Here is a 14,200-nt window from a genome sequence, read left to right as displayed (position 1 = left end):
TGTTGGTGCCTTCCGGTAGATCAGGACGATCGGATGATCGGAACGACCGGAGGGCACCCGCGTGACACCGCAGCAGGGATGGGCACGACGACTGGGCGCGTACGCGTGGCGTCATCCGGGGGACGTCGTGCTGGCCCTGGGCTCGTCCCTCGGCGGCATGGCCGTGATGGCGCTGGTCCCGCTGGTCACCAAGGTGATCATCGACGACGTGATCGGCGACCACACCCGTGCCATGGCCCCCTGGGCGGGCGCCCTGATCGGTGCCGCGGCCGTCGTCTACGCCCTCACCTTCGTCCGCCGCTACTACGGCGGACGGCTCGCCCTGCACGTCCAGCACGACCTGCGGACCGAGATGTACCGGACGATCACCCGGCTGGACGGCCGCCGCCAGGACGAGCTGTCCACCGGGCAGGTCGTCGGGCGGGCCACCAGCGACCTCCAGCTGATCCAGGGCCTGCTCTTCATGCTGCCGATGACCCTCGGCAACATCCTGCTGTTCGTGATCTCCCTCGTGATCATGGCGTCGCTGTCGCTGCCGCTCACGGGCGTCGCCCTCGCCGTCGCCCCCGCCCTGTGGTGGATCGCCAAGCGCAGCCGCACCCGGCTGCACCCGTCCACCTGGTACGCGCAGGCCCAGGCGGCCGCCGTCGCCGGAGTGGTCGACGGCGCCGTCAGCGGGGTGCGCGTGGTGAAGGGGTTCGGGCAGGAGGAGCAGGAGACGGGCAAGCTCCGCGAGGTCGGCCGGCGGCTGTTCGCCGGGCGGCTGCGGACCATCCGGCTGAACTCCCGGTACACCCCGGCCCTCCAGGCCGTCCCCGCCCTCGGCCAGGTGGCGATGCTCGCGCTCGGCGGCTGGCTCGCCGTGCGCGGCAACATCACGCTGGGCACCTTCGTCGCCTTCTCCACCTACCTCGCCCAGCTCGTCGGCCCGGTCAGGATGCTCGCCGTCGTGCTGACCGTCGGGCAGCAGGCGCGGGCCGGCACCGAACGCGTCCTGGAACTGATCGACACCGAGCCGTCCCTCGCCGACGGCACCAAGGAACTCCCCGCCGACGCCCCCGCGACCGTCGAGTTCGACGACGTCTCCTTCGGCTACGACACCGCCTCCGGGAAGAGCCGCCCCGTCCTGAACGGCCTGTCCTTCGAGATCGGGGCCGGTGAGACCCTCGCCGTCGTCGGCGCCTCCGGCTCCGGCAAGTCCACCGTCTCGCTGCTCCTGCCGCGCTTCTACGACGTCACCGGCGGCGCCGTCCTCGTCGGCGGGCACGACGTGCGCGAGCTGACCACCGAGTCGCTGCGGGCCGCGATCGGGCTGGTCCCGGAGGACTCCTTCCTCTTCTCCGACACCGTGCGCGCCAACATCGCGTACGGCCGCCCGGAGGCGACCGAGGAACAGGTCGTGGCCGCCGCCCGCGCGGCCCAGGCCGACCGGTTCATCACGGAGCTGCCCGACGGCTACGACACCACGGTCGGCGAGCACGGCCTGACCCTCTCCGGCGGCCAGCGCCAGCGCATCGCGCTCGCCCGCGCCATCCTCACCGACCCGCGCCTGCTGGTGCTCGACGACGCGACCTCCGCCGTGGACGCCCGCGTCGAGCACGAGATCCACGAGGCGCTGGCCGGGGTCATGCGCGGCCGCACGACGCTGCTGATCGCGCACCGCCGCTCCACCCTGGGCCTCGCCGACCGCATCGCCGTCCTCGACGGCGGCCGGCTCGCCGACATCGGCACCCACGACGAGCTCCAGCGGCGCTCCGCCCTCTACCGCCGGCTGCTCACCGACCCCGACGAGCTGGGCGGCGTCTCCCCGGGCCACCACCCGGCCGCCGCCCCCCAGCGGGACGACACCGCCGACACCACGGTCCGCGCGGAGCTGGACGCCGAGTTCGACGCCGAACGCGGGGTCACCCCCCGCCTGTGGACCGGCGACCGCGAGCCCAAGGACACCGCCCTGGCCGGCAGCCCGGCCACCCCCGAACTGCTCGCCCAGGTCGCGGCGCTGCCCCCGGCCGACGACATCCCCGACGTCGACGAGCGCCGGGCCGTGCAGCCGGAGGAGTCCTACGGACTGCGCCGCCTCCTGCGCGGCTTCGGCCGGCCCCTCCTCCTGAGCCTCGGGCTCGTCGCCGTGGACGCCGGCGCGGGCCTGCTGCTGCCGGTACTGATCCGGCACGGCATCGACGCCGGTGTCACCCAGGCCGCCCTCGGCGCCGTCTGGGCGTCGGCGCTGCTCGGCCTGCTCGCGGTGGTCGTCCAGTGGACGGCGCAGACCGGCGAGATCCGGATGACCGGACGCACCGGCGAACGCGTGCTGTACTCACTGCGGCTGAAGATCTTCGCCCAGCTCCAGCGGCTCGGCCTCGACTACTACGAGCGCGAGCTGACCGGCCGGATCATGACCCGGATGACCACCGACGTGGACGCGCTGTCGACGTTCCTGCAGACGGGCCTGGTCACCGCGTTCGTCTCGGTGGTCACCTTCTTCGGCATCATGGTCGCCCTGCTGGTGATCGACGTCCAGCTCGCCCTGATCGTCTTCACCACGCTGCCCCCGCTGATCATCGCCACGTACTTCTTCCGCCGGGCCAGCGTGAAGGCGTACGAACTGGCCCGGGAACGGGTCTCGGCGGTCAACGCCGACCTCCAGGAGTCGGTGTCCGGGCTGCGGATCGTGCAGGCCTTCGGGCGCGAGCGGCTGGGCAACCGGCGGTTCGCCGAGCGCAGCGACAGCTACCGGGCCGCCCGCATCCGGGGCCAGTGGCTGATCTCGGTGTACTTCCCGTTCGTGCAGTTCCTGGCGTCGTCGGCCGCGGCGGCGGTCCTCGTCGTGGGCGGGATCAGGGTCGACAACGGGACGCTGACGACGGGTGCGCTGGTCGCGTACCTGCTCTACATCGACCTGTTCTTCGCCCCGGTGCAGCAGCTCTCCCAGGTCTTCGACGGCTACCAGCAGGCGTCCGTCTCCCTGGGCCGCATCCAGGAACTGCTGCGGGAACCGGCGTCCACCCAGGACGCCGCGAAACCCCTCGGCGTGCCCTCCCTGCGCGGCCAGGTCGTCTTCGAGGACGTGGACTTCGCCTACGGGGACGAGGAGGAGGCGCTCAGCGGCATCGACCTGCGCATCCCCGCCGGGCAGACCGTCGCCTTCGTCGGCGAGACCGGCGCCGGCAAGTCCACCCTGGTCAAGCTGGTGGCCCGGTTCTACGACCCGACCGGGGGCAGGGTCACCGTCGACGGCACCGACCTCAGGGACCTCGACATCACCGCCTACCGGCACCGGCTCGGCGTGGTCCCGCAGGAGGCCTACCTCTTCCCGGGCACGATCCGCGACGCCATCGCCTACGGCCGCCCGGACGCCTCCGACGCCGAGGTCGAGGCGGCGGCCCGCGCGGTCGGCGCGCACGAGATGATCGCCACGCTGGAGGGCGGCTACCTGCACGAGGTCGCCGAGCGCGGCCGGAACCTCTCCGCCGGACAGCGCCAGCTGATCGCGCTGGCCCGCGCCGAACTCGTCGACCCCGACATCCTGCTGCTCGACGAGGCCACGGCCGCGCTCGACCTGGCCACCGAGGCCCAGGTCAACCAGGCGACGGACCGGCTGGCGGGACGGCGCACCACGCTGGTGGTCGCGCACCGGCTGACCACCGCCGCCCGCGCCGACCGGGTCGTCGTCATGGACCGCGGCCGGGTCGACGAGGACGGCACGCACGACGAACTGCTGGCCCGCGACGGACGGTACGCCGCGCTGTGGCGGACCTTCGTCGGAGAGGCCGAACCGGAGGAGCCGGTCGGCGCGGGGCGGTGAATCCCGGGGTGTGACGCCGGCGCGTGACCGCCGGGCCGGGACGCGGGTGCAAGGGCGTGCGTGTCCGCCGGGCCGGGGTATGGGCGCAAGGCGTGCGTGTCCGCCGGGCCGGGGTATGGGCGCAAGGCGTGCGTGTCCGCCGGGCCGGGGCATGGGCGCAGGGGCGTGCGGGAGGGCGGGGAGACGGGTGGGCAACCATCCGGCGTACGTCATGCGTCCGTACACCTGTACGCCGTCGGTCGCGGCAGGTGCGGTGCGGGCTTCGGCGCGGGCTTCGATGCGGTGCGATCCGGCACGGGGAGGAACGGCAGTGGGAAGTGGAGCGGTACACCGGCGACTCGCGCTCGGTCTGGCGATGCTGACCGCGGCGGGGCTACTGGTGGTCTCCGCGCCGGGCGACGCCCAGGCCGCGGCGCACTGCCCCGGACGCAAGATGCGCACCCTGCCGTTCTCCACCGGCTCGGTCGTCGTCTACAAGCGCGGCGGCTACCTCTGCGCCGTCACCCTCGCCAAGAAGCCCGGCACCAAGCGGAAGATGTCGGTGAGCATCCGGGCGCGCGGCGGCCGTCCGGTGGTCGACGAGGGCCGCTACAAGCGGCACGCCGGCCCGGTCACCGTGCACGCCGGGCGCCGCTGCGTCTGGGTGAAGGGCAGGGTGGCCGGCGGGTCGGTCAGCTCCGGCTGGATCCTGTGCTGAGCGCGCGTCCGGGACCGAGCCGGAATTTCCGTCCCGCGTAAGGCCTTTGCCCCTCTCTGTACCGAGGGCTATCCCCATGTCCCCTAGTGCTGGGGTGAGTTGGTCGGTTAGTTTCCCGGCCACATCTGTTTCACAGGGGAGTGTGCATGCGCAAGGCGCTCAGATGGCTGCTGACGCTCACGATGCTGATCGGCACGGTGAGCGCGGCGAGTGCGGCCACCGCCGCCGAGACCGACGTCACCGCCGGCACCGACATCAAGGAGAGACTGCTCTCCGTTCCGGGCATGAGCCTGGTCGAGGAGAAGCCCTACACCGGGTACCGCTTCTTCGTCCTCAATTACACCCAGCCGGTCGATCACCGCAGGCCCTCCAAGGGCACCTTCCAGCAGCGGATCACCGTGCTGCACAAGGACGTCGCGCGGCCGACCGTCTTCTTCACCGGCGGCTACAACGTCTCGACGACGCCCCGCCGCAGCGAGCCGACCCAGATCGTGGACGGCAACCAGGTCTCCATGGAGTACCGCTTCTTCACCCCGTCCCGCCCGGACCCGGCCGACTGGTCCAAACTGGACATCTGGCAGGCCGCCAGCGACCAGCACCGCATCCACAAGGCGCTGAAGGGGATCTACTCCGAGAACTGGATCTCCACCGGCGGCTCCAAGGGCGGCATGACCGCCACGTACTACGAGCGCTTCTACCCGCGTGACATGGACGGCGTCGTCGCCTACGTCGCCCCCAACGACGTGGTGAACAAAGAGGACTCCGCCTACGACCGCTTCTTCGCGAAGGTCGGCACCAAGGAGTGCCGCGCCCGGCTGAACGCGGTGCAGCGCGAGGCGCTGGTCCGCCGGGCCCCGCTGAAGGAGAGGTACGAGGCGTACGCCGCCGAGAACGGCTACACCTTCGACACCATAGGCGGCGCGGACCGGGCCTACGAGGCCGTCGTCCTCGACTACGTGTGGGGCTTCTGGCAGTACAGCACGGTGCAGGACTGCGAGCAGGTCCCGGCCGACGCCAGGAACGCCACCGACGACGAGATCTGGACCTCGATCGACACGATCTCCGGCTTCTCGTTCTACACGGACCAGGGCCTCAGCCCGTACACGCCGTACTACTACCAGGCCGGCACGCAGCTCGGTGCGCCGACGATCCGGTTCCCGCACGTCGAGAAGAAGTACATCCGCTACGGCTACCAGCCGCCGCGCAACTTCGTGCCCCGCTCGATCCCGATGACGTTCGAACCCCGGGCCATGCGCGACGTCGACACCTGGGTGCGCGGCAACGCCCGGCAGATGCTGTTCGTCTACGGCGAGAACGACCCGTGGGGTGCCGAGCCCTTCCGGCTCGGCAAGGGCGCGCGCGACTCGTACGTGCTGACCGCCCCCGGCATGAACCACGGTGCCAACGTGGCCGGTCTGGTCGACGCGGAGAAGGCGCTCGCCACGGCCCGCATCCTCGACTGGGCGGGCGTCGCGCCGAGCGCGGTCAAGGAGAACCCGGCCGAGGCGAAGCCGCTGGCGAAGTTCGACCGCAAGCTGGACGTGCGGGACATCCGGCGGGAACCGGCGCTGCACCGGTAGGAACGCCGGTCCGCCACAGCGGCGGGAATCACACCGGGCCGGCGCAGCCCACCGGTGAGCTGCCGCCGAGCCGGACATAGAGGGTCGTGGACGCCGGGCACCGGGACCTGGCGTCCACGGCCTCGGTCACCCTGTACTCGGGCCGCTGCTCCCCCTCGCCGTCGCAGGCCGTCTCGCGGACCTGGCCGTCGTCCAGCCCGCGCACGCAGTCGCCGACGATGGTGCGCGGCCCGCCCCCGCCGCCGGGATCGCCCGGGTGCGGGGGCTGCAGGTTGCGCATGCAGGCGTAGCCGCGCGGCACCGCCCCGTCGCCGTCCTCGTCGGACGCGGGGCGCTGCTCGCTGATGTGCAGGACGAAGTCCGTGGTGGCGGGGCAGCGCGGCCCGTCCCGGACGGTTCCGTCGTGGCGGGCGACCACCCGGGCCGCCGCCCGTTCACCGGTGCACGACACCTCGGTGAAACTGGTCCGGCCGAACGAACTGCACTCGTCGATCCCGAGGAACACCGCCCCGTACCCCGAGGTCCGGACCGGCGACGGCGACACCGTCGCCGTCGGCTCTCCGGTAGGGCCGCCGTTCTTGCCGATGCCGCCGGGCGCGCTCTGGCAGCCGGCCGACAGGGCCGTGGCCAGCACGGCGAGCGCGCACACCGCCCCCAGGGAACTTCTCACGTGCGTCACCCTCCCCCGAACACCCCCGTCCAGCGTGACCCGCCACAGCGGGCCACACCAGACATACGGCATGCTTTGCGCATGTTGGTGGGGGTGCGTCGGTTGTGTGACGTACGGGTGCTACGTCCAACGGGCTACCCGGCTGCGGAAAATCCGGCTGCGGGAAATCCGGCTGCCGCGGTCAGTACCTCAGGCCGTGCCCGACCGGGTACAGCACCGCCGCCGGGTCGTCCGCCCGCTGCACCGGCACCGGCAGTGTCCCGCGCGGCTCCACCCGGCCCGCGATCACCCGGGCCGCCGCCCGCAGTTCGACGTCGGTCCAGGAGTACGTCGCCAGGAAGGCCCGCACGGCGGGCAGGTGGGCCACGTCGTACGGGTTGCGGATCGCCACCGCGACCACCGGCCTGCCGGTCGCCAGGAGCCGCTCGACCAGGGTCCGCTGGCTGGAGGACGCCGTCACGTTGTACGTCCCGACGACCACGGCGTCCGCCTCCTGCGCGGCCGCCACGGCCCGGTCGATCGCCGCCGCCGACGGTGCCGTACCGGTGGACAGGGCGGTGGCGGTGAAGCCCAGCTCGTTCAGCGCGCCTGCCAGTACCCCGGTCGGCGGTCCCGTCGTGCCGGACGGGGAGGCCGGGTCGGCGCCCACGACCAGCAGCTTCGGCTGCCGGCGCCGGGACAGGGGCAGCACGCGGTCCTCATTGACCAGCAGGGTGGTGGTCCGTTCGGCGATCCGGTCGGCCGCCGCCCGGTGCGCGCGCGTGCCGACCTTGCGGTCCACGCCGTCCGGGGAGGCGTACGGGTCCTTGAACAGGCCCAGTTTCGCCTTCAGGCGCAGGACGCGCAGGATCGATTCGTCGAGCCGTGCCTCGGTCAGCTCGCCGTCCTGGACGGCCTTCAGGACGGCGTTCCACGCCACGTCCAGGGAGGGCGGGTTGAGCAGCTGGTCCACGCCCGCCTTCAGGGCCAGCACCGGCACCCGGTCGTCGCCGTACTTCGTCCGCACGCCCTCCATGCCGAGGGAGTCGGTGACCACGACCCCGTCGTAGCCCAGCTCCTCGCGGAGGATGCCGGTGAGGATCGGGCGCGAGAGGGTGGCCGGGTCGTCGGAGTCGTCGAGTGCCGGGACCATCAGATGGGCCGTCATGATCGAGTCGATGCCCGCGGCGATCGCCGCCCGGAACGGCGGCGCGTCCAGCTTCTCCCACTGCTCCCGGCTGTGGGTGATCACCGGGAAGCCGGTGTGGCTGTCGACGGCGGTGTCGCCGTGTCCGGGGAAGTGCTTGGCGGTCGCCGCGACCCCCGACTGCTGGAACCCGGCGACCTCGGCGGCCACCAGCCGTGCCACCGCGTCCGGCTCGGACCCGAAGGACCGTACGCCGATGACGGGGTTGGCCGGGTTGACGTTCACGTCGGCCACCGGGGCGTAGTCCTGACGGATGCCCAGGGCGCGCAGCTCGCGCCCCGCGATCCTGCCGAGGTTGCGCGCGTCGGAGCGGGAACCGCCCGCGCCGACGGCCATCGCGCCGGGGAACAGGGTCGCCGGCTCGCCGATCCGGGCGACGATGCCGTGCTCCTGGTCGGTGGAGATGAGCACCGGCAGTCCGCGCGGCAGGCCGAGGGACGCCTTCTGGATGCCGTTGGAGAGGCTCGCGATCTGGTGCGGATCGCGGGTGTTGTGCGCCCAGGTGAAGTAGATGATGCCGCCGACCCGGTACTTCTCCAGCAGCTCGGCGGCCGTGCGCACGCCGATCTCCTTGAGGTTGGCGTCGATGTCCGCCTGGTCGGGTTCGGTGGCGGAGTGGCCGTAGACCCGCATCACGAACAGCTGGCCGACCTTCTCCTCCAGGGTCATCCGGGAGACGAGGGCGCGGAGCTTCCGGTCGTCCGGGGAGGCGGGGGCCGAGGGGGCGCCGGAGGTGCCGGCCGCGTGCGCGGTGGCGGCACCTCCGGCGAGGACGGCGGTGACCGCCGTCGTCGCGGCGAGGACCGCACGTCTGGACGGACGGGCGGCGCTCCCCGTGCTTCCCGCGTTCACCGGGTCCACCGCGTGCTCCGCGGTCTCCGCGTTCTCTGTGTTTCCTGTGCTTCCCGTGCTGCTGTCGGGCACGTGCGCTCCTTTGGGAGGTGATCCACGGGGGATCCGCTGAAGGAAACTTCCAAGGGGTCACCAATATCCGGGAAGTTTCTGCCAGTCAAGGGAGTGCGCGAGAGGCGCGGTCGGCGGGGGCACGGGCGGGGCCGCCATCGGCGCTTTGGGAGGGGGGCGCGCCGATGGCGGCGGTGCTGCCGGCCGCGGCACGGCGGAGAGGGTGGGTCGGCGTCGCAGCCAGTGGCGAGTGGCCGACACCGCACCGCGCAAACTCCTCCGGCAGTCCGCGCATTGGACGGGAGGGGACGGATCGTGGTTCCCGGGTACGGGCGGAAATCTCGGATGGGACGGACGTCCGGACCTGGGACGACCTGGGACGACCTGGGACGACGGGGGGCGACAGCGATGACGGGGGACGACAGCGATGACGGGGACGACGGGGACGACTAGGACGCCTGGGGCACGGGGGGCCGGTGCGCCGAGACGGCGGGCCAGTGGGCGCGCAGGGTGCGGACGGTCTCCGCGATCGCCGGACGGCGCGCCGCGCCGCCCCGCCACAGCGCGTACAGATGCCGTACGGGCATCGGGTCGAGCGGGACCTCCACCACCGCGCCGGGCAGCGGACCCCGGCCGAGCCGCGGGATCAGGGCGATGCCGAGCCCGGCCGCGACCAGGGCGACCAGGGTCGGGTTCTCGTCCGCCTGGTGCACGATGTCCGGCTCGTGTCCGGCGGTCCGCAGGGTGCGGACCAGCCACTCGTGGCAGACCCGCCCCGGAGGCTGGCAGATCCACCGTTCGCCGCCCAGCTCCTCGCGCCGTACCGCCGTGCCGCGCTCCGCGAACGGATGCCCGCGCGGCACCAGCAGATCGCACAGGTCGTCCCCGACGGCCGCCTGCTCCACACCCGCCGGGGCGGGCAGCGGCGCGATGTCCCAGTCGTGCGCGACGACGAGATCGACCGCGCCCTTGGCGACCAGGTCCACGGACAGGTGCGGGTCGATCTCGGTCAGCCGGGTGTCGAGCGCGGGATGCCGCCGGGCCAGGTCGGCCAGCACGGGCGGCATCAGCCCGCGGGCCGCCGACGCGAAGGCGGCGATGGTCAGCCGCCCGGACGGCACCCCGCGCCGCTCCTCCAGCTCGGTCTCGGCCCGCTCCACGATCGCCAGCAACTCCTGCGCGGTGGCGACGAGATGGTATGCCGCGTCGGTCAGCCGCACACCCCGGCCCTCCCGCTCCAGCAGCACGGTCCTGGTCTCCCGCTCCAGCTTGGCGATCTGCTGGGAGACGGCGGAGGAGGTGTAACCGAGCGCCGCGGCGGCGGCCCCGACGGTGCCGTGCACGGACACGGCGTGCAGGGCGCGCAGGCGCTGGAGGTCGAGCATGACGGCTCCCCGATCGGTAAGCGGTGCTTCACCCCACCATGCAGGAATCATCGCTGGTGCTGAAGGGTCGTGGGCGGTGATCCTCGACGTATGCGACCTTCCCACGTCCTGCTCGCCGTTCTCGTCGCCGCCGTCTGGGGCGTGAACTTCGTCGTCATCGAGATCGGCCTCGGCCACTTCCCGCCGCTGCTGTTCTCCGCGCTGCGCTTCCTCGCGGCGGCGGTCCCCGCGGTGTTCCTGGTGGGGCGCCCGAAGGTGGCGTGGAAGTGGATCGTGGGGGTGGGCCTCGCGCTCGGGGTGGCCAAGTTCGGGCTGCTGTTCGTCGGCATGGACGCGGGCATGCCGGCCGGGCTGTCCTCCCTGGTGCTCCAGATCCAGGCCGTGTTCACGGCCCTGTTCGCGTTCCTGCTCCTCGGCGAACGGCCCGCGCGCATCCGGCTGGTGGGCATGGCGGTGGCCCTGGCCGGGATCGGCGTCGCCGCCGTCGACGAGGGCGCCTCGGGTCCTCTGGGAGCGTTCGCCCTGGTCATCGCCGCGGCCGCCTGCTGGGGCGTGTCGAACATACTGACCCGCAGGGCCGCGCCCGCCGACGCCCTGAACTTCATGGTGTGGGTGAGTACGGTGCCGGTCCTGCCGCTGCTGGCGCTCTCGCTGCTCCTGGAGGGCCCGTCACGGGACCTGGAGGCGCTGCGCGCACTGGACCTGCCCGGGGCGGGAGCGCTGCTGTACGTCGCCTGGGCCGCCACCGTGTTCGGCTTCGGGGCCTGGGGGTGGCTGCTGCGCCGTCACCCCGCGTCGACGGTGGCGCCGTTCTCCCTGCTGGTGCCGGTCTTCGGGATGTCGTCGGCCGCCCTCTTCCTGGGCGAGCCGGTGTCCCCGCTGCGGTGGTGCGCGGCGGCGCTGCTGGTGGGCGGGGTGGCCCTCGCCTCGTTCGCCGGGCGGGCCCGGCGGACCGGCCGGCGGAGGGAGCCCGTCGGCGGGACGGACGGATCCGCCGCCGGGGCGGAGGGGCCTGCCGTCGTGACGGAGCAGCCCGCCGTCGTGACGGCGGAACCCGCCGGGACGGACGGGCCCGTCGACGGGGCGAGCGGATCCGCCGGGCGGGGGAGCGCGCCGGGCGGCCGGGGCACCGGACCGGCCGGCCGGCGGCAGCCGGTCACGCCGAGTCGTTGAGGAGGCGGGAGAGGTGAGCGCGGCCGGGGGTGAGGAGGTCGGGGAGCGGGGCGGCCTTCTCGTACCAGCGCTTCTCGTACTCCCAGCAGAGCCAGCCGTCCCAGCCGTGGCGGGAGAGGATCTCCACGCAGTCGGCCAGCGGGAGGATGCCCTCGCCCAGGGGGAGCGGAGTGGTGTCCTCGGCGGAGGCGATGTCCTTGACCTGGACGTAGCCGAGGTGGGGGGAGAGGGCCGCGTGGCTCTCCACGGGCTGCTCACCGCCCAGCCAGGTGTGCATCACGTCCCAGAGGGCGCCCACCTGGCGGTGTCCCACGAGGCCGAGGATCCGCATCGCGTCGGCGCCGGTGCGATGGGAGTCGTGGGTCTCCAGCAGGATGCGGACGCCGGCGTCGGTCGCGTGCTCGGCGGCCGTGCCCAGCCGCCGGGCGGCCGTCGCGTCGGCCTCCTCGGGAGTCTGGTCGGGGGAACCGCCCGGGAAGACCCTGATGTAGGGGGCGCCGAGGTCGCGGGCGAGAGTGAGAAGGGCACGGATCTCGGCGATGACGGCCTCGTCCTCGCCCGGCGCGGCGACCTTGAGGTAGCCCGCGACACTCAGGATCTCGATGCCGGCCGCCTTGAACTCGGCGGCGACATCGGCCCGTTCGGCGGGGGTGAGACCGGTGTGAACCGGTTCCTCGGGGTGAGCGCGCAGTTCGACGCCGTGATAGCCGTGCGCGGTCGCGAGGCGCAGTACGTCGGCCATCGGAAGGCCGGGGACACCGAGGGTGGAGAACGCCAGCTTCATGACCACGGACCCTACCCGGCACCCTCGGCGCTGAATCCCCCTCGTCGCTCCGGTGTCGCGCACGGGTTCGGGACGGGCGGGTGGAGCGGGGGGCGAGGGTGCCGGCCGTCCCGGCGGGCAGCACCCCCGCGAGGGGGCCGTCAGGCCCCGGCGGGCGTCCCGGAGGGCGCTTCGGCCGGTGCCTCCGCGGCGCGGCGGTAGACGCACACCTGGGCGCCCGACTTCGCGGCGGTCGCCGAGACCAGCTCGAAGGGGCGCTTCGCGCCGTCCGCGGGGAAGATCGACTTGCCGCCGCCCAGGAGCACCGGCATGACGAGGAGCTGGAGCTCGTCCACCAGGTCCTCGCTCAGCAGGGTGCGGGCGAGCGTGGGGCTGCCCATCATCGCGAGGTCGCCGCCCTCGGCCGCGCGCAGCTCCCGGATACGGGCGACCGCCTCCCCGGCGGGAATGAGCCGGCTGTTGTTCCAGGTCAGGTCGGACTCGCCGAGGGTGCCGGAGACGACGTACTTCGGCAGGCCGTTGATCCGGTCGGCGAAGGGGTCCCCGGCCTGCTGAGGCCACGCCTTGGCCATGGTCTGCCAGGTGCGGCGCCCGTACAGGAGCGCCCCGGCCCGGCCCAGCGCCGCGTCGAAGGCGCCGCCGAGGACCTCCGGGTCGAAGTAGGCGTGCGACCAGCCGCCGTGGGCGAAACCGCCGTCGGTGTCCTCCTGGGGACCGCCGGGAGCCTGCACGACACCGTCGAGGCTGATGAACTCGGTGATCACGATACGCATGGCTGCCGCTCCTGTGGTCCGCTGAGGCGATGACGCAAGTGGAGACCGACGGTAGCGGCGGAACTCATCGCTGCCCCCGGAACCGCGTACTCCGACCGGGCGGGACGGCTTCCGGCCCCGGAACGGACACGGCTTCCGGCCCCGGGACGGACACGGCTTCCGGCCCCGGGACATGCCCCGGCCGCCCGCTCACACCCGCGGCACCCCCGAGGACCCCCGCACCATCAACTCGCCCCGCACGGAGGCGATCCCCCCGGGCGGCGGTTCCTCGCGGCCCATCGCGATGCGGCCGGCCCGTGCCCCCGCCTCGGCGAGCGGCAGCCGTACCGTCGTCAGGGCGGGCACCGCGTCGATGCTGAACGGGAGGTCGTCGAAACCGGCGACCGACACGTCGTCGGGGATCTTCCGGCCGGAGTCCCGCAGCGCCGCGCACGCGCCCAGCGCGACGGAGTCGTTCGCGGCGACCACGGCGGTCAGCGCGGGGTCCCTGCGCAGGAGTTCGAGGGCGGCCTCGTAGCCGGAGCGGCGGTCGTAGCGGCCGTGGACGGTCCAGCGGGGGTCCTCCTCGATGCCGTGCGCGGCGAGCGCGGCCCGGTGCCCTTCGAGGCGGTGGCGGGTGGTGGTGCGCTCCAGTGGGCCCGCGACGTAGCCGAGGCGGCGGTGGCCGAGCCCGATCAGGTGCTCGGTGAGTTCCCGGCCGCCGCCGCGGTTGTCGAAGGTCAGCGCGATCGCCCCGGTGTCCGGTGCCGGCGGCCGGCCGCACAGCACCACCCGGGTCCCGGCGTCCGCCAGCTTGCGCAGCTTCGCGTCCATCGCCGCCTTGTGCGGGGCGTCCTCGATGGCGCCGCCGGTCAGCACCACCGCCGCGGCCCGCTGCCGCTGGAGCAGCGTGAGGTAGGTCAGTTCACGCTCCGGGGAGCCGCCCGTGTTGCACACCACCGCGAGCCTCTCCCCGCCGGCCCGCCCGCCCGGGCCCCCGATCTCGCCCTGGATCGCGCTCGCCATGATCCCGAAGAACGGGTCGGCGATGTCGTTCACCAGGATGCCCACCAGGTCGGAGGTGGCGGCGGCCAGGGCGCTCGCGGGGCCGTTGAGCACGTAGTCGAGTTCGTCCACCGCCTTCAGTACCCGCTCGCGGGTGGAAGCGGCCACGGGATAGTTCCCGTTCAGCACGCGCGACACCGTCGCGGGGGAGACCTGCGCGCGGGCCGCCACGTCCGCCAGGGTCACCGTCATCTCTCGTC

At 73.2% G+C, this 14,200-nt stretch carries 10 protein-coding genes; 4 read left to right on the top strand and 6 right to left on the bottom strand.

Annotation, left to right across the window (positions count from 1 at the left end; genetic code table 11):
* The first annotated feature begins 61 nt into the window (after positions 1–61).
* The 3 genes from ACIF80_RS35850 to ACIF80_RS35840 all read left to right on the top strand — a co-directional run bounded on the left by ACIF80_RS35850 (position 62) and on the right by ACIF80_RS35840 (position 6,082).
* On the top strand, positions 62–3,805 hold the full coding sequence (locus ACIF80_RS35850) for an ABC transporter ATP-binding protein (RefSeq protein WP_399812775.1): 3,744 nt from the start codon (positions 62–64) through the stop codon (positions 3,803–3,805).
* Positions 3,806–4,160: 355 nt separating this feature from the next.
* Positions 4,161–4,502 (top strand): hypothetical protein, encoded by a 342-nt coding sequence (locus ACIF80_RS35845; protein ID WP_399812846.1) that lies wholly within the window; start codon positions 4,161–4,163, stop codon positions 4,500–4,502.
* Between the two features lie 146 nt (positions 4,503–4,648).
* Positions 4,649–6,082: a S28 family serine protease gene (locus tag ACIF80_RS35840; RefSeq protein ID WP_399812773.1), complete on the top strand. Its 1,434-nt coding sequence runs from the start codon at positions 4,649–4,651 to the stop codon at positions 6,080–6,082.
* A 28-nt stretch (positions 6,083–6,110) separates the two neighbouring features.
* On the opposite strand, the gene ACIF80_RS35835 is transcribed toward ACIF80_RS35840, so the two are convergent.
* The 3 genes from ACIF80_RS35835 to ACIF80_RS35825 form a co-directional block, all read right to left on the bottom strand.
* A complete protein-coding gene (locus ACIF80_RS35835) occupies positions 6,111–6,752 on the bottom strand; it encodes a hypothetical protein (protein WP_399812771.1) in 642 nt (213 codons plus the stop codon).
* Between the two features lie 181 nt (positions 6,753–6,933).
* Complete coding sequence (locus tag ACIF80_RS35830; protein ID WP_399812768.1) at positions 6,934–8,862, bottom strand: glycoside hydrolase family 3 protein; 1,929 nt, start codon at positions 8,860–8,862, stop codon at positions 6,934–6,936.
* A 428-nt stretch (positions 8,863–9,290) separates the two neighbouring features.
* Positions 9,291–10,226 carry a LysR family transcriptional regulator gene (locus tag ACIF80_RS35825; RefSeq protein WP_399812766.1) on the bottom strand — a complete coding sequence of 312 codons (936 nt, stop codon included), beginning with the start codon at positions 10,224–10,226 and terminating at the stop codon, positions 9,291–9,293.
* Positions 10,227–10,316: 90 nt separating this feature from the next.
* On the opposite strand from ACIF80_RS35825, the gene ACIF80_RS35820 reads away from it, so the two are divergent.
* Positions 10,317–11,399, top strand: a complete 1,083-nt coding sequence (locus tag ACIF80_RS35820) for an EamA family transporter (RefSeq protein ID WP_399812764.1) — start codon at positions 10,317–10,319, stop codon at positions 11,397–11,399.
* Here the strand turns inward: ACIF80_RS35820 and ACIF80_RS35815 are convergent.
* The 3 genes from ACIF80_RS35815 to ACIF80_RS35805 form a co-directional block, all read right to left on the bottom strand.
* Positions 11,383–12,183 carry a sugar phosphate isomerase/epimerase family protein gene (locus ACIF80_RS35815; RefSeq protein ID WP_399812762.1) on the bottom strand — a complete coding sequence of 267 codons (801 nt, stop codon included), beginning with the start codon at positions 12,181–12,183 and terminating at the stop codon, positions 11,383–11,385. The two genes, ACIF80_RS35820 and ACIF80_RS35815, sit on opposite strands and share 17 nt — an antisense overlap.
* Positions 12,184–12,323: 140 nt before the next feature.
* Entirely contained in the window at positions 12,324–12,956 is a 633-nt protein-coding gene (locus tag ACIF80_RS35810) for a dihydrofolate reductase family protein (RefSeq protein WP_399812760.1), read from the bottom strand.
* Between the two features lie 189 nt (positions 12,957–13,145).
* Positions 13,146–14,192, bottom strand: coding sequence for a LacI family DNA-binding transcriptional regulator (locus ACIF80_RS35805; RefSeq protein ID WP_399812758.1), 1,047 nt, complete (start codon positions 14,190–14,192; stop codon positions 13,146–13,148).
* Between the last annotated feature and the right edge of the window lie 8 nt (positions 14,193–14,200).

Source organism: Streptomyces sp. NPDC085927 (genome assembly GCF_044540975.1).
GTDB classification, from domain to species: Bacteria; Actinomycetota; Actinomycetes; order Streptomycetales; family Streptomycetaceae; genus Streptomyces; species Streptomyces hirsutus.
Note: the sequence above shows the minus strand (reverse complement) of the source record. Positions and strands in the feature narration are given on the sequence as shown.